This is a genomic window from Amycolatopsis silviterrae, assembly GCF_042684085.1.
Taxonomy (GTDB): Bacteria; Actinomycetota; Actinomycetes; order Mycobacteriales; family Pseudonocardiaceae; genus Amycolatopsis; species Amycolatopsis silviterrae.
The window spans coordinates 29,271-49,941 of record NZ_JBHUKS010000008.1 but is presented as its reverse complement, the minus strand read 5'-3'; the positions used below and the strand labels follow the sequence as shown (position 1 = coordinate 49,941).

The following is a 20,671-nucleotide window of genomic DNA, read 5'->3' as shown; positions in this document are numbered from 1 at the left end:
TCCAAGACAGCGCGGCGAAGCCGGGGCACGATGGTCGGCATGACGATGACCTGGGACGACGTGACCGCGTGGGCACAGAAGGAGCTGCCGGAAACCGAGGTGTCGACCTGGTACCGCACGCCCGCGCTGAAGGTGGTGGGCAAGGGTTACGCGCGGCTGCGCACCGAGGCCGAAGGCGGGCTGGTGCTGTTCGTCGGCCTCGACGAGAAGGCCGCGCTGCTCGCGTCGGGCGATCCGGCCTTCTTCACCACGCCGCACTACGACGGGCACGGCTCAATCCTCGTGCACCTCGACCGCGTCGATCCGCAGCAGCTGCGGGAACTGCTCACCGAGTCCTGGCGGGCGAAAGCCCCGGCGCGGCTCAGCAAATGACGATCGGCCGCGGCGAGTACGTCGTGCTGCGGCTTTCCTCGCGGACCTCGCCGCCGCTGGCCAGGTCGTAGAACACCCGGGTGTCGCTGACGGTGAACCCGGACGCGCCCGGCGAAGCGTGGCACTGACCGTCCGGTCCTGGCCCGAACTGCACCGGCGGCGGTACCTGGTTCGACGGCGCACCGCTGCGTCCTTCGACGCGGAAGTGCTTGGTACCCCAGATCTTCACCGTCACCGAGCCGCCGCTGACGCTCGCCTGTACCGCGAATCCGGTCGGATCGTTATTGGCCAGCTTGAGGTCTACGGCGTTGCCAGAGCTGTCCACGGCCACCGCGTCGCGGCCCGCCGGGTAGCGGTTGACGAAGTGCTCGTGCGCCGCGTGGCCGCCGTCGCCGAGGCCAGCCAGGTAAGCCGCGTTGTACAAAGTGGACGAAAGCTGGGACAGCCCGCCGCCGGTCACCGCGGGGCCGGTGCCGTCCTCGTCGACCGGCGCGGACGCGTAACCGCCGCCGCGATAGGCGTTGAGGCTGAAGGATTCTCCTGGCTTCACGATGACACCGTTGATGCGTCCGGCGAGCGTCGCGACGTTCGCCGCGGCCGGGCCGCTGAGCCCGCCGGCGGTGTACTCGCCGATGACCTCCTTGACGCCGAGCGCGTTCGCGCCGTCGGTGGTCAGGGTCGGCTGCTTCTGGTCGTAGTCGACCGGCAGATCGCGGCCGGACGGTTTCGCGAGCACCGCGGTGAGGGTCTTGAAAGTGTTGGCCCAGTTGATCTTTCGCCCGTCCTCGGACGGGGTGACGGCCGGTACGCCGGAGGCGAGGCTGATCTGCGCGTCCTTGCTGTCCGTCTCGGTGGACGCCAGGTCCGGCTGGACGGCCGCGCGCAGCTTCTCCTGATCGATCCGCAGTTCGAGACCGCCACCGCCATTCGGCTGAAACTGGAACGACGACGCGATCGCCGTGGGTGGCAACGTGGTGTCCTTGCCCTGTCCGTGCAACACAACCGGCGCGGAGACGGCGGGCGCGACCACGGTGTCCAGCAGGCGGTGCACGTCGGCGGAGGTGGTCTTGGGCGGGGTCACGGCCATCTTCAACGTGACCCCGCGCGGCGAAATCCAGTCCGCCACCACGGTTTGCACGGCGGCCGGAACGTCGGTCAGCTCCTGGCCTTGGCGCGGCTCGACCGCATACGCGGTGACGCCGTCCGGGGCCTTCGGCGTGAACCCGATACTGCCCTCGACCAGCGGATGGTTGAGCTGTTTCCCGGCGAGCTGCTGCACCGCGTCGGTGACTTCGAGCTGGTCGCTGCGCGTCACGACGCCGACCTCGCGGGTGGTGAAGAACGACATCAGCCGCGTGATCGGGCTCCACGGCTGGTGCCCGGCCTGGGCGAGCGTGCCCGGCCAGTCGAGGCCGAGCCCGGAATCCGCGGGCACGAGCGTGGTGGTGACGTCGCCGGCGTGCACCGGAACCGGGCGGATGAGCCGGGGCGCGAGTTCGGTGTGCAGCTTGGCTTCGGCCTCGGCGTAGGACAGGTCGCCGACGTCGATCCCGGCCACCTGCACGCCGCGCGGGACGTCGCCGGCGCTGGTCATCAGGTCGATCGTGTACAGCAGCACGAACAGCCCGAGCAGGCCGCCGACGATCATGAAGCTGCGGCCGACGCGTTTGCGCAAACGGCGGAAAGCGGTGTTCGGCGGCGGGGGCGCGTCGGCCACCGCGAAGATCTCGGTGGCCAGATCGGGTTCACTGACCAGGGCGGGGTCGTTCAGCAGCTCGTCGCTCAGCAGGTCGTCGGCGAACGACGCCGACGAACGGTCTTCCTCACGCAACGCCTGCCTCCCCTGGTACGGGAGCTACAGGTAGAGCCCCGTCCCGTGTTCGGTCCGTTCCGTGGCCACCGCGTGGATGTCGCGTTCGCGCATCACCAGGTGGCCTTCCCCCTGGATCTCGACCTCGAGCTGGTCCTCCGGGTTGAAGAGCACCCGGTCTCCCGGCTTGACGTTCCGCACGCTGTTGCCGACACCCAGTACATCACCCCAAACCAGCCTGCGCGCGACTTGCGCGGTGGCGGGAATCACGATGCCGCCGCTGCTGCGGCGCTCGCCTTCCTCCTGCGACAACCGCACGAGCACGCGGTCGTGCAGCATCTGGATCTCGAGCTTCGGCGTGTCCGGCACGCCGTCCATGCTACTGACCGGACGCCGGTGCCTTGGGCTCGCCCGCCATCATCAGACTCAGCGCCTTCCCGCCGCCGGCTTCGAAGCGCACCGGCACGCCCCAGTCCTGCCGGGTGATCCGGCACGCCGGGTGCTCGCCGCCGTCGTCGCAGCTCGCGGCCTGTGCCACCACCTGCAGAACGCCTTCGGTGACGCCTTCGGTGAACCGGATCTTCCGCACCAGATCGGTGCCGACGCCGGATCCGTCGGCGAGCAGTTCCGGCGGCGACGCGGTGATCTCCAGCCGCGTCGAAGGCCCGTAGCGCTCGTCGAGCTTCTCGCCCGGCGGCGGGGTGAAGACGACGGAAAACTCGATCTCGCCCGGAGCGAGCACCGTCGGCGGACGCTGGACGGCCTGGCGGGTTCCCGCGACGGCGGTCGGCTGGCCATTGCCCCCGAGCGGGGTAACCCGGTTGCCCGCCGACTCCACGACGTACAGCTCGCCGTCGTGACGCACCAGGCCTTGCGGCTCGGCGAACCCGGTCGCGAGCGTCGTGACGTCGCGGGTGAACGGGTCGTAGCGGCGGATCGCGCCGTTGTAGGTGTCGGCGATCGCGACCCGGCCGTCGGACAGCACGGCGAGGCCGAGCGGATGCTGCAGGAGTGCCTGGTCGGAGGGGCCGTCCGCGTGGCCGAAGGTGAACAGGTCCGTGCCGACCGCGGTGTGCACGGCGAACGACTCGCCCTCCGGCTCGATCCAGCGCAGAGCCGAGGTTTCCGCGTCGACGAACCACAGTTTCTGCCCGTCCACGGCGAATCCGGACGGCTGGGCGAAGAACGCCTCGTGCACGTCGCCGTCGCGCAGGCCCTCGACGGTGGTGCCCGCGAACCGGCGGATGGTGCCCGAGGCCGGGTCGAACACGCTCAGCGTGTGGTTGCCCGCCATCGCGACGACCACGCCGCCCGCGGGCCCCCACCACGTGACGTCCCACGGGCTGGTGAGGTCGATGTCCAGCGCCTTGCCGGTGTCGGTGCCGTCGCGCCACTGTTTCCCGGTTCCGGCAACGGTTTTCACCTCGCCGGTGTTGAGGTCGAGGCCGCGCAGCCGGTGTCCGGCGGTGTCCGCGACGATCGCGTGGTACCCGGCGCGCTCGGCGACCTCGTTGGGCAGCAAGGCGATTCCGGACGGTTCGGCGAACTCGGCCACGTCGAACGGCCCGTCCTGCGTGCCCCGGGTACCGCTGCCGAAGCGGCGGATGACCGTCTCGCCGTCCGAAGCGAACTCGACGATGGAGTGATGTCCGGTGTCCGCCACCAGAATCCGCCCGCCCGCGGTGACGACGGCCTTGCTGGGGAAACGCAGTTCGGTGCGCTGTTCCTCGACCGGCACGTACGGGCTGCCGCCCTTACGGAGCGTGCCCTTCGCGTCATGCTTGGCGACGAGGTCGGCGATCACGCGGCGTAGCGCTTCGCCGTGGCCTTCCCCGGCCGCGACGTGCACGACGTAACCCTCGGGGTCGACGACGACCAGCGTCGGCCAAGCCCGCACGGCGTACTGCGACCACAGCTCCATCTTCGGATCGTTGACCACCGGATGGTGCACCTCGTACCGGCGGACCGCGGCCTCGATCGAGGTGCGCTCGCCCTCGCGGCTGAACTTCGGCGAGTGCACCCCCACCGTGACCAGCACGTCCGCGAATTCCTGTTCCAGCGGACGCAGTTCGTCCAGTACATGGAGGCAGTTGATGCAGCCGCTGGTCCAGAAGTCCAGCAGCACCACGCGTCCGCGCAGCTGCGCCAGAGTGAGCTGGTGGCCGCCGGTGTTGAGCCAGACGTCGCCGGTCAGCTCGGGCGCGCACACGCGGGCTTGCCGGGCTTGCGGTGAGGAAGTCACGGGAGGAGTGAACTACATTCGGTCACGCGGTGTTCCGTCAACCACGGCTGGAGAGAAGAACCTCACCCCGGCGAGGGAGCCCATTCCGGGCAAAAAAGGGCGCGCGGAGGGGGCAGGGCGCTACGTACGCTTCGGGCATGGCACACGTTCAGCCGGCCGAAGCCTTCACCGTGGAGGAGGCCCGCATCCTGCAGCAGAATCTTGGCGAGCCCTTGCGGCCTGGCCTCACGCCCGCCGAACTGAGCGACGTCGAGGACCAGTTCGGGTTCACCTTTTCCGACGACCACCGGGTTTTCCTCACCGCGGGCGTCCCGGTCGGCGACCGCTGGCCGGATTGGCGCCACGGCGACCCGGACCAGCTGCGCAAACGCCTCGACTGGCCGGTCGACGGCGTCCTGTACGACGTGGAGAACAACGACCTGTGGCTGCCCGAATGGGGCCCCCGGCCGCGGTCGATGTGCAACGCGCTGGCGGTCGCGCGACGGCAGCTGGCGACGGTGCCGCAGCTGGTGCCGGTGTGCGGACACCGGTATCTGCCCGCGACCGCGGGGGAATCCGGGTATCCGGTGCTGTCGGTGTATCAGACCGATGTGGTCTATTACGGCTGGGACCTGCGCAGCTACCTGCGGCACGAGTTCGGCGGCGAGCCGTTGGGGGACGAGCCCGCGGACGTCCGGGTCGTGGAGTTCTGGTCGCGCTTCGCGGAGTGAGCTGTGTCGTTGGCTGTGTCGTTGGCGCCGGCTCCGCCGTCGCGTGCGGGATCGCCCTTAAGTCGGCGTCTGGCGGGAACGACGCACCCGGCCCGGGGGGGCCGTGCACGTCGCTCCCTCCAGACGCCGACGCGATCCCGCGTTTGGGTCGAGTCGGTCTTTGGCCGGTTTTGGTCAGACCAGGTCCGACGCCGACTTGACCCGAACGGCGGGATCGCGTCGGCGGGTCGGGGAGCAGCGTGCACGGCCCCCCGGGCCGGGTGCGGTGCTCCCCGACCCGCCGACTAAAGGCGATCCCGCACGCGCCGGCGGAGCCGGCGCCAAAGACACAGCCAACAACTCAAGACTCTCGGCGCAGCATGCGGCTCACGCCCGCCGCGACGGTCGTCGCGAGGATCCAGCCGGACGCGGTGAACCCGGCCGCCACCCAGTTGTCCGCCCCGTGCATGTACCAGCGCGTCTTGTTGCCGAAGTCGACGATCGGCACCAGCAGGTCGGCGGTGTAGATGACCGGGTTCCACTGCAGGCCGGAGTCCTGCTGGTTGACCAGGCAGCGCGGGCCGCTGGTCATGTAGCGGCCGGTGCGGTCGTTGACGCAGTCGTCCGTGCCGAGGCCGAACCACAGGCTGCCGAGCACCAGCAGGGTCAACAGCCAGCCGAGCGCGCGCACCGGGCGGAAGCCGTAGCCGACCATCGACCGCTGCAGCCAGCTCCAGACTCGTACGCCGGGGCCGAAGAACTTGAAGCCCTTGGCGAGCGCTTCGTAGCGGAACTGCTGCTTCCGCAGGGCGACCGTCGAGGCGTGTTCTTCGTTTCCGGCTGCGCGCAGGGTCGCGGCGAGCTGGTCGTACGGACCTGGCCGGTAGCCGCGCATTGCCTTGCGCAGCAGCTCGATCCGGTGGTCCAGCGCTTTGTCGTCGTCGAGTGCGATGCCGTGTTTCAGGGCGTCGTAACGGAAGTCCTCCAGCTGGAGTCCGTCGGCGGCGTTCCAGATCTCCTCGTTGTCGGCCAGCGAACCGCAATGCGCCCGGCGCAGCCGCACCGACCCGCTCGGCGGCTCGGCGGGAGACAGGACGAACTCGTCCGCGGTGACGTCACTGGCGTCGAGCGCGATCCCGTGCGGGGCAAGGGATCCCAGCTTCGCGCCGTTGAGGTCGAGCCGCCGGGCGATCTGCGCGCCGTCGAGGTTCACGCCGCCCTCGGCCAGGAACGGCCGGTCCTTGTCCTCGGTCAGGACCAGGTCACGGCCGATCCGCGCGGTGCGGATGTCGAGGGAGAAACTGCTCGATTTCCGTTGCCCCGGCTCGGTCAGCAACGTGCCGAACATGTTCACGCTGCCGCCGATTTCCGCGCCCTGAAGCCGGAGCGTGCCCTGCAGGGTCGCGTCGGTCAGCTGGAAATTCCCGGAAATCTTGGCTCGGCGCGCGGAAAACACGTCGCGTCCGGGATGCAGGAACATCGAGTTCCAGGCGAGGAAGTTGCCACCCACCGTGACGTCCGCGAGCCGGAGCTGCCCGATCGGCACCCGGAGGTTGGTCGCCTCGATGTCGCCGCCGATCGTGGACCCGTCGAGATGCAGCGCCCGGTCGTAATACGGCGTCGCGCGCCCGCGCACCATGGTGATCTCCGCGCCGGCGAGCCGGAGCGACCCGCCGATGCGCGCGTTGACCATGCGCAGCGTGCCGAATGCCCTTAGCCCGTCGGACAATTCGAGATTACCGTCGACGTTCAGCCGATCCGCGACCAACGCCGGCCGCGGATCGAGGTACGGATCCCCGGATTTCCAGGCGTCCACGACGATCGGCCCACGCTGGTCGACCTGAAGCCGCGCCTCGCGCAGGACGATGTCACTGTCCACAGTGGCACTGGGGAGGTAAAGAACTCCCTTGGCGGAGAACCGTTTCCGCTCACTGGCCGGCCCGTAGTTGTCCACCTCGCACAGCAGGCTGCCGCCGATGTGCAAGCCGTTCCCGTTGAACGCGAAGCCATCCGGATTGTCGAAGGTAGCCCCGGAAAAGTTCACGTTACCGCCGGTCCGCATGCCCGGCAGCCGCACCTCGCCCTTGGCGACCATCCGATACGCGAGCAGCGCACCGGTGATCACCAGCCGGTCGCCCTGAATCGCCTTCCCGTGCGGATGACTGATCGTGGTCCGCGTAAGCACCACCGACCCGTCGACCACCGCGTCGGTGAGATTGACCGCGGCATTGGGCATCCCGCGCTCACGATCGTCACCCCGCTGCACGGTGGTGGTCTCGACCTCGAATTCATCCGCGGCGATTTCGACAACACTGCGAATCAGCCGCACGTCATTCCGGCTGCGCAAATTCCGCGCCCGCAGTCCGGGAAGCCAGCATTTCCGGAAAACGAGCCCGAGAAGAGTCGCCTCACGCACGTCCGGCGGATGCTCGAACCGGCACCGCTCGAATTGGAAAAGGAAATTGAGGTCGGCGGCGCGCAGATCGAGCGTCCCGGTGATGTAGGCGTCCTCGACCAGCACGATCGGCGCGTTGGTGGCCTGGCGCCGCCAGCGAAGGATGCCGCCGGTACCAGGTTTGAGCAGGTCAGCGGCCTTCACCTCATACCGCTTGTCGGGAACCCCGGCAAACGGATCAAGCGGCGGCAAGGTCGTATCGGTCGGCACGAGCCCCTTCTCCCCACGATCGTCGGCCCTCAGGCAATCGGATCAACGGCGGATGAGCAAGGGGCCGGGTGGAGTAGCGCGGGCTCGTCCCGCGGATTGGCTACTGAGCGCTTGCGGACGGCTACTCAGGTGCTCCGCTACCCGAGCGATCTTGCCCGAACACCCATCCTGAGCGGCGGGTGCCTGCTATGGTCACTAGTCGAAGCTGATCAAGAACAGAGGGTAGGCCGCACCCAGGAACCGCGGCCCGTGCGGGGAGGCACGACATGCCAGACGGAACGAACAGCGGACTGCAGCGCGTCCAGAACGAGCTCCTCTCGACGGCCCCGACCGCTCCTCCGCCCGGCTCCGGGTTTGTCCCGGGAGCCAACGCGGCCGCGTCGCCGGGGATGAGCGTCGAGGCGGCGCCGGACTTCGGAGCCCTTGGATCAGGCCAGGCCAAAGCGGACTTCGCGGCGGCCTCGTCCAACGGCGGCTGGGAGTTCAACCCCGAGGCGATGGACAAGGTAATCCAGCAGCTCGAAGACAGCTTGGACAACGAGTATTCGCGGGCCCGGACCATCGCGACTCAGTTCGCTCAGCTCGGCCAGCCGGGTTCGGACACCGTCACGACGGAGTACTCGAAAGCGGCGGACCGCGCCACCACCGCGTACAACGAATTTCTCCGTGGAACGGTCGATTACCTGGATTCTTATGTCCAAACCCTCAAAGATATCCGAACCGCGTACGTGAAGCAGGACCATGCTGCGATCGACGCGCTGCGTGGAACCCGAAAGGTCGACTGAATGCGCATTCGTAGCGTCTGCCAACTCGTACTCGCCGGCGCGGGCGCGGCACTTCTGACGGCCTGCGGAGGAGGCTCGACCGGGGGGCAGCCGACACCAGCGCCAGCCAATTCGCAGCCAGCGGAGGCCATGCTCGCCCCGAAGGTCGCCGTGCCGCTGACCAACACCGCCCCGTACGAGGCTGACCCGTGCTCCGCCCTCCCGACGTCCGAGGTGGAAAAGGCAGGCGGCAAGGTCAAAAGCACCTCCGTCGCCCAGTCGATCGTCGGCAAATCCTGTCAGTGGACATTCGACGGGGGCGGCGGCAACGTAAGCGCTGGCTTCTTCTCGGGCAACAAGCGCGGTCTCAACAGCCTCTATCTGGAGAACAAAGCAGGCAGGCTGACCACTTTCAAGCCGCACACGCCGGTACTGGGTTATCCGTCAGTCGTCTACAGCAAGGGCGACGAGGGCACCGGGTCGTGCGCGCTGGCGGTGGGGGTCCGTGACGACCTCACCTACACCGTCAACACCCAGCTGCGGTCGGGAAGCCCCGCGGTAGCCGACCCGTGCGGGCTGGCGGAGAAGCTGGCCGCCGCCGAGATCACCCGGCTGAAGGCAGGTTGACATGGCGCTCAACGGTCATGACATCTACAACCAGATCCACAGCCCGGGCGACACGACCGGCCTGGACGCGATGGGCGGCGGCTGCGGCGATCTCAAATCCATCCATAGCGAGGTAGCCAACAAGCTCACCGAAAGCCAGACGGCGCTCAATTCTTTCTGGAAAGGGCAGGCCGCGGAGACTGGCAAGGCCGGACTTGCGCCGCTGATCGCTACTTCCCACATCGCCGCGGAAAAAATGGACTCGATGCAGAAGTCCATCGCGGAACAGTCGGCAGCGTTCAACTATGTGAAGAATGCTGTTGTTCCAGTCGCGGCGAGCAGGCCTGATGATCAGAAGCTCTCGGACTACGTTTCGCTCGGGGCAAGCGACGACGAGATCGCCGCCGCGGAGTTCGACGACAAGACCAAAAAGAACGTCGAAGCGTACGGCCAGTACCAGCTGAGCACCGATCCTCGAACCCAGACCATGCCCGTGGACTATCCGGCTGCGCACGACCCGAACGTGTCGGCGACCGGTATCACCCCGGATCAGCAGTCTCCGGGTACTTCCTCCGGGCGGATTGGTTCCGGGATCGGGCATCACTCGTCCGGTGGGGGCTCCTCGCACAACTACAGCAGCGGGCCCAGCAGCTACTCCGCTCCTCCCGGGGCCGCGGGCATGCAGGCACCCCCGCCGCCTGGGCATGGTGGGCCAGTAGCTCCTCCCGTGCTGCCGCCGGGTGACGGCACCCGGGTGTCTTCTTGGGCTGATCCCACGCCGCATCCACCGATGCAGACATGGCAGCCGCCGTCCGTCCCGCCTGGGGGTGGGAATCCTGGGGGAACGAACAGCACGTTCGGGCCGGTCAGCGGGTTCGGCGGCGGATTCGGGCCCACGAGCGGTGGCAGCGGGTTCGGGCCGGGCGGGTCCGCGTCCGGTGGTCCTGGCGGTTCGGGCAGCGGCGGGGCCGGACCGCGAGGTGGCGGAGCCGGCACCGGAGCAGGCGCGCTCGGCGAGAGCGCGGGCGCGGCTCGGCCGGGGGCTGGCGGTGCTGGCGCGGCGGGAGCGAAAGGCCAGCCTGGGATGGGCGGCATGGGTGGCGGCGGCAAGGGTGGCAAGGGCCCGGAGGACGAGGAGCACCAGCGCAAGATCTTGCTGGCCGAGGACGACCCGGACTCGATTTTCGGCGGTTACGACGGCGGCCGCCCGACGCCGCCGGTTATCGGGGCTTAGCGGGATGGCTAGGGGGAGGGAAAGCGGTGCTGCGCAAGCCCGTTGAGGTGAGCCTGCAGACCTTCGAAGTGCTGCTGGAGCGGCTGAATCTCGGCGACATCCACCCGACGCTGGTCCGCGGCGCACTGTGGTACTCGCCGGAGGAGCGGCGGCAGTTGGCTTCCGACACCGACCGTGAGTTGCACAATGCCGGGCTGATGCAGCGCGGACGTCTCACCGACGAGTTCGTCGAGACGATGCATCTGTTGCAGCGGCCGGGCATCGAGTACTACTCGTGGGTCAAATCGGAGCGTGGCGAGCGGACGGTGCGTGCCGCGGCGAGCGGGCGGGATGCGGCGACTGTTGTTGCGGTGAACGAGAAGCTGTACATCTCACCATGTTCGGCGGATACGTTGGTGCGCGAGTTCATCGCGTTGCTGCCGGAGGCACCAGCGGCGCGGGTTCTTTCGCTCAATTGCTCTGACGCGGATCTGGAGCTGGTCAAGAGCGGGCAGAACACCGGGCGGACCAGTCCGAGTATTCGGGACGCCAAGCAGGTGCTGCAGTGGCTGGATAAGCCGCACAGGTTTTTCGGGCGGTTATACGTCGCGGTCCGGGACAGTCGCGGGAAGCGGCGGCGTAACGAGAATCCGCCGGGGTGGGCCGACATGGAGGAAGGCCGGATTCTGTTCGGGGTGGACAAATCCGGCTGGGTCAGCCTGGCGGGGGCGGGGCCGCAGGAGCTGGCGAAGAAGTTGCAGCAGCTGGAGAACGAGCTGCGACAGTGAGAAAAGGGCCGCCCGGAGAAGTTCCGGGCGGCCCTTTTCTCAAGCGTTCGGGTTCAAGACCCGGGACAAGAACGCCTTGGTCCGTTCATGCTGCGGATCACCGATGACCTGCTCCGGAGAACCGGACTCCACCACGACCCCGCCGTCCATGAAGAAGACCTTGTCGGCTACTTCGCGGGCGAACTGCATTTCGTGGGTCACCACGACCATCGTCATGCCGTCCTTGGCCAGCTGGCGCATGACACCAAGGACATCGCCAACCAGCTCGGGGTCCAAAGCGGACGTTGGCTCGTCGAAGAGCATCAGCTTCGGTTGCATGGCCAGCGCTCGGGCGATGGCGACCCGCTGTTGCTGGCCGCCGGAGAGCTGGCCTGGATAGGACGCCGCTTTGTCGGCTAGGCCGACTCGGTCCAGCAGCTCCAGCGCTCGCTCTCGCACCTGCGCTTTCGGCTCGCGGCGGACCTGCACCGGAGCCTCCATGACGTTTTCCAGCGCCGTCATGTGCGGGAACAGGTTGAACCGCTGGAAAACCATGCCGATGTTCTTGCGCTGTGCCGCGATTTCCTTGTCCCGCAGCTCATGCAGACGGCCGCCGCGTTCGCGGTAGCCGACCAGCACGCCATCGACATACAGCCGGCCGGCGTCGATCTTCTCCAGGTGGTTGATGCAGCGCAGCAAGGTGGACTTGCCGGAACCGGAAGGGCCGATCAGGCAAAGCACCTCACGGTCGTGCACTTCCAGGTCGATGCCCTTCAGCACGTCCAGCGAGCCGAAGCTTTTGCACACCTTTTGCGCGGACACTACGGGAGTCACTGCGAAGCACCCCCGCTCTCAGCACCACCGCGGCCGACGCGGAAGCCCAGCATTCGTGATCCCCACTTCGTCGGCGACGCGGCAGTCTGCGCACTGCCTCGGGCGAAATGTTTCTCGATGTAGTACTGAATGATCGTGAGCACCGTGGTCATGAACAGATACCAGGCCGCCGCCGTGATCAGCAGTGGCACCGTCTGGTAGTTCTGCGAATAGATCGTCCGGACCACTTGCATCAGCTCGAAGTACCCGATCACGACGACCAGGGACGTCGTCTTCAGCATCGAGATGGTTTCGTTCCCGGTGGGCGGGATGATGACGCGCATCGCCTGCGGCAGGATGATCCGGCGCAGCGTTTTGCCCCGGCTCATGCCCAGCGCGGACGCCGCCTCCAACTGCCCGCCGTCGACCGACTGGATGCCGCCGCGGACGATTTCGGCCATGTACGCGGCCTCGTTCAGCCCGAGGCCGAGCAGGGACGCGGTCAGCTGGGTGATCAGCGTGTTCGTGTCCCAGCTGATGAAGGTCGGCCCGAACGGAATACCGAGGCCGATCTTCGAATAGGCCAGTCCGAGGAAGTTCCAGATGATCAGCTGGGTGATCAGCGGAGTGCCCCGGAACAGCCAGATGTACACCGCGGCCGCGCCGGATGTCAGCGGGTTCGGCGAAAGGCGCATCACCGCGAGGATTACCCCGCCGACAATGCCGATCACCATCGACAGCACGGTCAGCAGCAGGGTGTTCTGCAAACCGTGCAGGATCCGGGAGTCGAACAGGTAACTGCCGACCACCGGCCACTGCAGGGCATCGTTCGTGATCACGCTCCTGATCACGATGAACGCCAGGAAGAGGATGATCACCCCGGCGACCCAACGTCCGTAATGCCGGACCGGGACCGCCTTGATCGGGGCAGCATCGCTCGGCACCCCCGAGTGGGGTGCTTCGGTGGATTCAGACACGAGAAACTAAATCCTTAGGCTCAGGGGGCCGGGTTGATCTCCGACTTCGCGACCGCGCCGGAAGCGGACAGACCCCACTTTTCGAGGATCTTTTTGTACGTTCCGTCGTCGATGAGCTTCTGGACTGCCCCTTCCACGGCCTTGCCGTAATCGCCGCTGTTCTTCGGAAGCACGATCCCGTACGGCGCGGTGTCGTACGGCTCGCCGACCACCTCGAGCTGCTCGTTGGTCACCTTCACCGCGTAGTCGATCACCGGCGAATCGGCCAGTTCCGCGTCCACGCGCTTGGCGGTCAGCGCGAGGTTGACGTCGGTCTGCGCCTCGAACGTCGTCACGTTGATCGCCGGCTTCCCCGCGGTGGTGCAGGCCTTCGTGCGCTTCTGCAGATCCTCGACCTGCGTCGTGCCCTGCTGCACCGCCACGTTCTTGCCGCAGAGAGTATCGGGGGTCAGTTTCTCCGGGTTGCCCTTGAGTACCGCGAGCGACGTGCCCGCCTTGTAGTAAGAGATCATGTCGATGGACTTCATCCGGTCGGCGTTGATGGTGAAGGACGAAATGCCCATCTCGTACTTCTTCGCCTCGATACCGGGGATGATCCCGTCGAAGGTCGAGTTCTGGAACTCCATCTGCACGCCGAGCACCTGCCCGACGGCGGTGGCGATGTCCACGTCGAACCCGGTGACCTTGCCGCTGGGGTCCTTGAACTCGTTCGGCGGGTAGGTCTGGTCCTGTCCGACGACGATCTTGCCGTCCGCCTTCACGCCCGCGGGCACGAGCGCGGCCAGCGCGTCGTCCTTCTTCGCGGTGGGCGCGGCGGCGCCCGAGCCACCGGGGGCCTGGCTGGCCCCGGAGTCGCCCATGCCGTTGCCGCCCGCGCCGCACGCCATCGTCATGCCGACGAGCGCGAAGGCGGGGAGAAGGGCGAGTGCCTTCATTTGCTGTCCTCGGGCCACTTCGTCACTCCTCGTAGTTCTCAAGGGTCGAGAGCTGGCATATTGCCACTCGGAAGCGGGTATGCACAGCACTGATGCGTCACGGGGAAGTTTCGCACAGGACAGGCCGGAAGACGGGTGTCGCGGCCGTCGCGCGCGGTAAGTCAGGATGTCCCCCATGAACAGCAACCCCGGTCCCCGGCTGCCGCCAGCCGGACGACGTGCGCGAACGGTGAAAGGCCGCCGCGCGGCCCGGCCCGGCGCGCAGTTCGACGGCTACCTCGCCCCGGAGCGGCCGCACGCCGGCGCCTACGACGAGATGTTCGCGCCCGACGGCGTGGTCCGCGGGCCGTACCGCGCGCTGTACGGCTCGATCGCCGCGCTCGACGCCAGCGACCTCACCAACCGCTCGCAGGCCCTCGACCGGGCGATGGTGGACCAGGGGATCACGTTCTCGCTCTCCGGCCAGGAACGGCCGTTTCCGCTCGACCTCGTGCCCCGCGTCATCCAGGCGACCGAATGGTCCCGGCTCGAACGCGGCGTGACACAGCGTGTCCGGGCACTGGAGGCCTTCCTCGCCGACGTCTACGGCGACCGGCAGATCCTGCGCGACGGCGTGCTGCCGCGCAGGCTGATCACCTCGTGCGAGCACTTCCACCGCGAGGCCTACGGCATCAAACCGCCCAACGGCGTGCGCATCCACGTGTCCGGAGTGGACCTCGTCCGCGACGAGGAGGGCACGTTTCGCGTGCTGGAGGACAATCTCCGCAACCCGTCCGGCGTGTCGTACGTGATGGAGAACCGGCGCACGATGGCGCGCGTGTTCCCGGACCTGTTCGCGCGGCACCGGGTCCGGCCGGTCGGTGACTACGCGTCACATCTGCTTCGCGCACTGCGAGCGGCTGCCGCGCCGAACGTCGCAGACCCGATGGTCGTCGTGCTCACCCCCGGCGTCTACAACTCGGCCTACTTCGAGCATTCGCTGCTGGCCCGGCTGATGGGCGTGGAGCTGGTCGAGGGCCGCGACATGTTCTGCCGCGACAACGTCGTCTACCTGCGCACCACCGAGGGCGAACGCCAGGTCGACGTGATCTACCGGCGGATCGACGACGAGTTCCTCGACCCGGTGCACCACCGGCCGGACTCGGTGCTCGGCGTCGCCGGCATCCTCAACGCCGCCCGCGCGGGCAACGTGGTGGTGGCGAACGCGGTCGGCAACGGCGTCGGCGACGACAAGCTCGTCTACACCTACGTGCCGGAAATGGTGCGCTACTACCTGAACGAAAAACCGATTCTGCCCAATGTGGACACTTTCCGCTGCTGGCTGCCCGACGAGTTCGACCACGTCATGCAGCACGCGGACGAACTGGTGATCAAACCGGTCGAGGGTTCCGGCGGATACGGCATCGTCTTCGGACCGGACGCGTCCAAAAAGGAGCTGGACGCGTTGCGCCGCAAGGTGCGCGCGAACCGGCGCGGCTGGATCGCGCAGCCGGTGGTGCAGCTGTCCACCGTTCCGTCCAAGGTGGACGATCGGCTCGCGCCGCGGCACGTGGACCTGCGGCCGTTCGCGGTCAACGACGGCAAGGAGATTTTCGTACTGCCCGGCGGGCTCACCCGGGTTGCGCTGCCCGAGGGCAGCCTGGTGGTGAACTCGTCGCAGGGCGGCGGATCGAAGGACACCTGGGTGCTCGCGTCGCGGTCCTCGACCTCAGAGCAGGAACTCGACCGGCCCGCGCTCGGCGATGTGTCCGTTGTGGACGGTGTCGCCGCGGAGCAGGGTCCGGAACTGTCCACTTCGCAGCAGCAGCAACAGCAACAGCAGAGCTGAGGGAGGGAAACATGATGCTGGCCCGCAACGCGGAGTCGCTGTACTGGATCGGCCGTTACGTCGAACGCGCCGACGACACCTCCCGCATCCTGAACGTCTCGGTGCATCAGCTGCTGGAAGACGCGAGCGTCGACCCGGACCACGTCAGCCGCCAGCTGCTCGCCGTGCTCGGCATCCCGTTCGACGCCGGCGACGCGCTCGACGTGTGGAAGCTGACCGAACTGGTCGCCTACGCGAAGGACAATCCGTCGTCCATCGTCGGCTCGATCAACTCCGCGCGGGAAAACACCCGCGGTGCGCGCGAAGTGGTGTCGACCGAGCTGTGGGAATGCCTGAACGCGACGTGGAACGCGGTCCCGGATCGGCAGCGTTACGCCCGCCGCGCCGGACCGCACGCCTTTCTGTCCTTTGTGGAGGAACGGGCGGCGATGTTCGCCGGGCTCGCCGATTCCACGATGAGCCGCGACGACGGCTGGCTGTTCCTGGTGCTCGGCCGGTCGGTCGAACGCGCGGACATGGTGGTACGGCTGCTGCTTTCGCGAGTTTCGGACCGGGCTTCGTCGCCGGGCTGGATGACCGTGTTGCGTTCGGCGGGTGCGCAGGACACTTACCTGCGCACCAACCGTGGCGCGCTTGACGCAGCCCGCGTGGTGCAATTCCTGTTGCGGGACACGCTGTTCCCGCGTTCGGTGTTCCACGCGTTGCGCCAGGCGGAGGATTGCCTGCGCCAGCTGGATCCCGGGATCAACGCGCGAGGCAACGAGAAGACCGAAGCCGTCCGGCTGCTTGGCCGTGCCCGGAGCGAGCTGGAATTCCTGCACCCCTCGGCACTGCTGGACGACTTGCCGCGACGGCTGCGCGGACTGCAGGAGTCGATCAAGGAAATCGGGGAAGCGGTGTCGATGCAGTACTTCCACACGTCGCCGTGGGTCGCGTGGAGCGGTGCGGAGGTGTCCCTGTGACCTGGCAATTGCGGGTGACGCACCGGACCGGCTACCGGTACGCGACGCCGGCCACCCAGTCGTACAACGAAGCCCGGCTCACCCCGCGCTCGGACCGGCGGCAGACCACTTTGGCCACTCGCATCGAAACCTCCCCGGCCACCCGCGCGTATCGCTACACCGATTACTGGGGCACCGAGGTCACGTCGTTCGACTTGCACGCACCGCACACCGAGTTCACCGTGCTCGCGACGTCCGTGGTAGAGACGGCGGACGAAGCGGAGCCGGTGCACACGGCGACGTGGAAGGACCTGCAGAGCGTGACCGTCCGCGATCAGCGCACGGAGTATCTGACGCCGACGCCGTACACGCCGAATGATCAGGAACTGTCCAAACAGGCCCGTGCGCTGCGCAAAGGCCTTGACCCGGCGGACGCGGTGCTCGCGATCTGCGGCTGGGTGAACGATCAGCTCAAGTACCAGCCCGGGACCACCGGTGTACACAGCACGGCGACCGACTCGTGGCGGGCGCGCGAGGGCGTGTGCCAGGACTTCGCGCACGTCACGCTGGTGATGCTGCGCGCGATCGGCATCCCGGCGCGCTACTGCTCGGGCTACCTGCACACGAAGCCGGAGGCCAAACTCGGCGAGAAGGTGGAGGGCGAAAGCCACGCCTGGGTCGACGTGTGGACCGGCGGCTGGTGGGCGCACGACCCGACGAACGCGATCCCGGTCGGACCGCGGCACGTCTGGGTCGCGACCGGGCGGGACTACGCGGATGTGGCCCCGTTGAAGGGGATCTTCACCGGGGCCAGTCAGTCCACTTTGGATGTTTCGGTGGAACTGACCAGGATGGCTTAGTCACACGGCCTGGCGGCGGCGGGAAACCACCAACAGCCACAACAGGTACCCGCCGCCCAGCGCGGCCGCGACCACGCCCACCGGCAGCAGCGAAGAGTCCAGCACGCGCTGGCCCACGTAGTCCGCCGCCAGTACCAGCACCGCGCCCATCGCCGCGGAGGCGAGCAGGTTCGGCCCCGGGCGGCGGGTCAGCCGGCGAGCGAGCTGCGGTGCGGCAAGGGCGACAAAGGGAATCGGCCCGGTCGCGGCGGTCGCGGCGGCGGCCAGCGCGACCGCCGCCAGCAGCACCACCGCACGCACTCGCGGCACCGCGACGCCGACCGCGATCGCGACGTCATCGCCCATCTCCAGCATTCGCAGCGCTGGCTGGTGCACGAAGATGAACGGCGCGAGCACCACGACGGCCAGGCACAACGGGATGAAGTAGTTCCAGTCGCGGCCCGCGAGGTCACCGGTCAACCAGCCGACCGCCTGCGCCGCGGCTTCGAGTTTCGCTTGCACCAGCAGGTAACCGTTCACCCCGGCCAGCACGGCGCTCACCGCGATGCCGAGCAGCACTAGCCGTGAACTGAGCAACCCGTGTGGCGCGCACAGTGCGGTGACCAGCAGCGCAGTCAGCAGCCCGCCGACGACCGCGCCGACGGAGACCAGGCCGGGACCCGCACCGAACAGCAGGATCATGATGATCCCGCCGGTCGCCGAGCCGGTGGTGAAGCCGATGATGTCCGGGCTGCCGAGTGGATTCCGGGTCACCGTCTGGAAAACCGTGCCCGCCAGCGCGAGCGCGATGCCGACGAAGATCGCCACTAACGCGCGCGGCAGGCGGCCGGTGACCACCAGATACTGCGCCTTCGTGCCAGACCCGGCGAGCGTCTGCAGGACTTCGACCGGCGTCATCTCGTAGTCGCCAGTCCCGACGGCCAGCACCAGAAGCACCGCCGCCACCAGGGCCAGCAGGCCGACGACCACCCACGTCCTCATCGCCGAACCGCCTTCAACCGCCGCGCCACGACCACGAAGGCGATGCCGCCGATCACGTCCGTCATCACGCCCACCTGGATTTCGCCGTTACCGCCCAGCAGCCGGCCGAGCACGTCGCAGCCGAGCAGCAGCACCGGCCCGAGCAGCGCGGACAACGGCAGCACCCACCGTTCGTCCTGGCCAACCAAAGCGCGTACGACGTGCGGGATCATCAGCCCGACGAAGGCGATCGGCCCGCACGCCGCGGTCGCCGTCGCCGACAGCAAGCCGACCGCGATCATGCCGACCGCGCGGGTCAGCACCGGGTTCGCGCCGAGACCGCGCGCGCTGTCGTCGCCGAGCGCGACCGCGTTGAGCGGCCGGGCGAGCACTCCCGCGATCACCAGTGCGGCCAGGAAGAACGGCAGCAGCCCGGCGAGGCTGTCGAGATTCCGGTTCACCAGCGAGCCGACGAGCCAGTACCGCATCTGGTCGAGGCTGTGCGTGTTGATCATCTGCATGCCCTGGTTGATCCCGACGAACACGGCCTGGATCGCGACGCCCGCGAGCACCAGCCGCAGCGGGCTCACCGAGCCGCCGATCACCGTGACCAGGACCGTTCCGGCCAGCGCGCCGAAGAACGCGAACCACACCAGCTGCTGCGGCGAGGACACCGAGAACACCGCGCCGCCAAGGACGATCGCGACGGCCGCGCCGTGGTTGATGCCGAGCAGGCCAGGGTCGGCGACCGGGTTGCGGGTGATCGCCTGCAACAGCGCGCCAGCAAGGCCGAGCCCGACGCCGACGGCCAGCCCGAGCAGCGTTCGCGGCAGCCGGTCGTCGCGGATCACGACGTCCTCGAACGTGCCGCTGTAGGAGAACAACGCGTGCCAGACGCTGCCGAGCGGCAACCGGTTGGAGCCGAAGGCGATGGACAGCACCACCACCGCGACGAGTGCGACGAGCGCCGCGACCAGCACTGTCGCGCGGACGCCCCAGCGCCGGGATGTGACGCGCTCCCCAAGCAGGACCATGGCGTTTACCCTAAGGCAAGGCTAACCTCAGGCGGTACCTCACCCGATCCTCCGGAGTTCCGATGACCATCTCACCGGCGCGGCTGTCCCGCCGCGGCTTCCTCGCGGGCACCGCGGCCGCGGGCACCCTCGGCCTGCTGAGCGCCTGCGGGTACAAAGACGACCAGCCGGCGGCGGGCGGCGGCACGACGTGGTCCTTCACCGACGACCGCGGCCGCAAGCTCAGCGGCGAGCGTCCACAACGCATCGTCGCACAGGTGACCGCCGCGGCCGCACTGTGGGACTTCGGCGTGAAATCGGTGGGCATCTTCGGCCCGTCGAAGCTCCCGGACGGCAAGCCCGATCCGCAGGCGGGCGGCGTCGACCTGAAGTCGGTGACCTCGCTTGGCAACGTGTGGAACGAGTTCAACTTCGACAAGTTCGTGTCGCTGAACCCGCAGTTGCTGGTCAGCGTGATCTACCTGAAGCAGCAGATGTGGTACGTGCCGGACACGATGGCGGAGAAGGTCGACAAGGCCGCGCCGAGTGTCGGCATTGGACTGCAGGACATCGCGATGCCGCAGGGGATCGCGAAGTTCGAGGCGCTGGCGAAGGCACTCGGCGCGGACGTCGCGACGCCGGAGATCCAGCAGGCGAAGGAAAAGTACGAGGCCGCGGACGCCAAGTTCGCCGAGGCGGTCAAGAAGACGTCCGGCCTCAAGGTGCTGCTGCTGTCGGCGCAGAAGGACACGACGTACGTGGCCAACCCCTCGAAGTTCGCGACTTCGAAGCACTACCAGGAGAAGGGGATGCAGTTCGTCCTGCCGGAGAAGCCCGACGAGAGCCAGGGCGGCTACTACGAGCAGGTGAGCTGGGAGAACGTCGGCAAGTACGCGGCCGACGTGATCATGTACGACTCGCGCGGCGGGTCGCTTTCGCTCGGCCCGGACGGGCTCGGCGGCGTCCCGACCTGGCAGCAGCTGCCCGCGGTGAAGGCGGGCAAGCTGATCCCGTGGAACAACGAGACGCCGTTCTCGTACCAGCGGTTCGCTGCGGAGCAGACCCGCGTAGCCGACGCGCTGGCCAAACTCGCCTAAAGCACCCCAATGTGGCATTGGGTGCTCCATCCATGCCCCCGCCGCCGCCCTCAACGGAGGCGCTGCGCGCCGCTGGCTCACTCAACGCACCCAATGTGGCGTTCGGTGCGTCAGATGCA

At 68.0% G+C, this 20,671-nt stretch carries 19 protein-coding genes; 10 read left to right on the top strand and 9 right to left on the bottom strand.

Annotated elements, in window-relative coordinates; all coding sequences use genetic code 11:
* Window positions 1–30: 30 nt before the first annotated feature.
* A complete protein-coding gene (locus ACFSVL_RS12170; protein ID WP_378303496.1) occupies window positions 31–372 on the top strand; it encodes an MmcQ/YjbR family DNA-binding protein in 342 nt (113 codons plus the stop codon).
* Here ACFSVL_RS12170 and ACFSVL_RS12165 read toward each other — a convergent pair.
* From ACFSVL_RS12165 to ACFSVL_RS12155, 3 genes are read right to left on the bottom strand one after another with little or no spacing between them, the layout of a single operon-like run.
* Complete coding sequence (locus tag ACFSVL_RS12165) at window positions 362–2,203, bottom strand: VanW family protein (RefSeq protein WP_378303495.1); 1,842 nt, start codon at window positions 2,201–2,203, stop codon at window positions 362–364. The two genes, ACFSVL_RS12170 and ACFSVL_RS12165, sit on opposite strands and share 11 nt — an antisense overlap.
* 24 nt (window positions 2,204–2,227) lie before the next feature.
* Window positions 2,228–2,560 (bottom strand): GroES family chaperonin, encoded by a 333-nt coding sequence (locus ACFSVL_RS12160; protein WP_378303493.1) that lies wholly within the window; start codon window positions 2,558–2,560, stop codon window positions 2,228–2,230.
* 1 nt (window position 2,561) lies between these two features.
* The gene (locus ACFSVL_RS12155; RefSeq protein ID WP_378304251.1) at window positions 2,562–4,391 is read right to left on the bottom strand and encodes an NHL domain-containing thioredoxin family protein; all 1,830 of its coding nucleotides are present in this window, start codon (window positions 4,389–4,391) and stop codon (window positions 2,562–2,564) included.
* Between the two features lie 170 nt (window positions 4,392–4,561).
* Here ACFSVL_RS12155 and ACFSVL_RS12150 point away from each other — a divergent pair, with 170 nt between their 5' ends.
* Complete coding sequence (locus ACFSVL_RS12150; protein WP_378303491.1) at window positions 4,562–5,134, top strand: hypothetical protein; 573 nt, start codon at window positions 4,562–4,564, stop codon at window positions 5,132–5,134.
* Between the two features lie 340 nt (window positions 5,135–5,474).
* Here ACFSVL_RS12150 and ACFSVL_RS12145 read toward each other — a convergent pair whose 3' ends face one another.
* Window positions 5,475–7,778, bottom strand: coding sequence for an oxidoreductase (locus ACFSVL_RS12145; RefSeq protein WP_378303490.1), 2,304 nt, complete (start codon window positions 7,776–7,778; stop codon window positions 5,475–5,477).
* 266 nt (window positions 7,779–8,044) lie between these two features.
* On the opposite strand from ACFSVL_RS12145, the gene ACFSVL_RS12140 reads away from it, so the two are divergent.
* The 4 genes from ACFSVL_RS12140 to ACFSVL_RS12125 are packed head-to-tail and all read left to right on the top strand — an operon-like array spanning window position 8,045 to window position 11,149.
* The gene (locus ACFSVL_RS12140) at window positions 8,045–8,563 is read left to right on the top strand and encodes a hypothetical protein (RefSeq protein ID WP_378303488.1); all 519 of its coding nucleotides are present in this window, start codon (window positions 8,045–8,047) and stop codon (window positions 8,561–8,563) included.
* The gene (locus ACFSVL_RS12135) at window positions 8,564–9,169 is read left to right on the top strand and encodes a DUF3558 domain-containing protein (RefSeq protein WP_378303486.1); all 606 of its coding nucleotides are present in this window, start codon (window positions 8,564–8,566) and stop codon (window positions 9,167–9,169) included.
* Window position 9,170: 1 nt separating this feature from the next.
* Window positions 9,171–10,382: a hypothetical protein gene (locus ACFSVL_RS12130; RefSeq protein WP_378303484.1), complete on the top strand. Its 1,212-nt coding sequence runs from the start codon at window positions 9,171–9,173 to the stop codon at window positions 10,380–10,382.
* A 26-nt stretch (window positions 10,383–10,408) separates the two neighbouring features.
* A complete protein-coding gene (locus ACFSVL_RS12125; protein WP_378303482.1) occupies window positions 10,409–11,149 on the top strand; it encodes an ESX secretion-associated protein EspG in 741 nt (246 codons plus the stop codon).
* 39 nt (window positions 11,150–11,188) lie between these two features.
* Here the strand turns inward: ACFSVL_RS12125 and ACFSVL_RS12120 are convergent, their stop codons facing one another.
* From ACFSVL_RS12120 to ACFSVL_RS12110, 3 genes are read right to left on the bottom strand one after another with little or no spacing between them, the layout of a single operon-like run.
* Entirely contained in the window at window positions 11,189–11,962 is a 774-nt protein-coding gene (locus ACFSVL_RS12120; RefSeq protein ID WP_378303480.1) for an amino acid ABC transporter ATP-binding protein, read from the bottom strand.
* On the bottom strand, window positions 11,959–12,918 hold the full coding sequence (locus tag ACFSVL_RS12115) for an amino acid ABC transporter permease (protein WP_378303478.1): 960 nt from the start codon (window positions 12,916–12,918) through the stop codon (window positions 11,959–11,961). Before ACFSVL_RS12115 ends, ACFSVL_RS12120 begins: the two co-directional genes overlap by 4 nt.
* Window positions 12,919–12,938: 20 nt before the next feature.
* On the bottom strand, window positions 12,939–13,853 hold the full coding sequence (locus ACFSVL_RS12110) for an ABC transporter substrate-binding protein (RefSeq protein WP_378303476.1): 915 nt from the start codon (window positions 13,851–13,853) through the stop codon (window positions 12,939–12,941).
* Window positions 13,854–14,019: 166 nt separating this feature from the next.
* Here ACFSVL_RS12110 and ACFSVL_RS12105 point away from each other — a divergent pair, with 166 nt between their 5' ends.
* Genes ACFSVL_RS12105 through ACFSVL_RS12095 form a run of 3 tightly spaced genes read left to right on the top strand, consistent with a single transcriptional unit; the run spans window position 14,020 to window position 17,482 of the window.
* Window positions 14,020–15,681: a circularly permuted type 2 ATP-grasp protein gene (locus ACFSVL_RS12105; protein ID WP_378303474.1), complete on the top strand. Its 1,662-nt coding sequence runs from the start codon at window positions 14,020–14,022 to the stop codon at window positions 15,679–15,681.
* Between the two features lie 14 nt (window positions 15,682–15,695).
* Entirely contained in the window at window positions 15,696–16,643 is a 948-nt protein-coding gene (locus ACFSVL_RS12100; RefSeq protein ID WP_378304249.1) for an alpha-E domain-containing protein, read from the top strand.
* A complete protein-coding gene (locus ACFSVL_RS12095) occupies window positions 16,640–17,482 on the top strand; it encodes a transglutaminase family protein (protein WP_378303472.1) in 843 nt (280 codons plus the stop codon). Before ACFSVL_RS12100 ends, ACFSVL_RS12095 begins: the two co-directional genes overlap by 4 nt.
* On the opposite strand, the gene ACFSVL_RS12090 is transcribed toward ACFSVL_RS12095, so the two are convergent.
* Window positions 17,483–18,463, bottom strand: coding sequence for a FecCD family ABC transporter permease (locus ACFSVL_RS12090; RefSeq protein ID WP_378303470.1), 981 nt, complete (start codon window positions 18,461–18,463; stop codon window positions 17,483–17,485). It lies immediately after the preceding gene.
* Window positions 18,460–19,476, bottom strand: a complete 1,017-nt coding sequence (locus ACFSVL_RS12085) for a FecCD family ABC transporter permease (RefSeq protein WP_378303468.1) — start codon at window positions 19,474–19,476, stop codon at window positions 18,460–18,462. The genes ACFSVL_RS12090 and ACFSVL_RS12085 overlap by 4 nt, the downstream gene beginning before the upstream one ends.
* Before the next feature lie 62 nt (window positions 19,477–19,538).
* On the opposite strand from ACFSVL_RS12085, the gene ACFSVL_RS12080 reads away from it, so the two are divergent.
* Complete coding sequence (locus ACFSVL_RS12080) at window positions 19,539–20,552, top strand: ABC transporter substrate-binding protein (protein WP_378303466.1); 1,014 nt, start codon at window positions 19,539–19,541, stop codon at window positions 20,550–20,552.
* Window positions 20,553–20,671 lie beyond the last annotated feature (119 nt).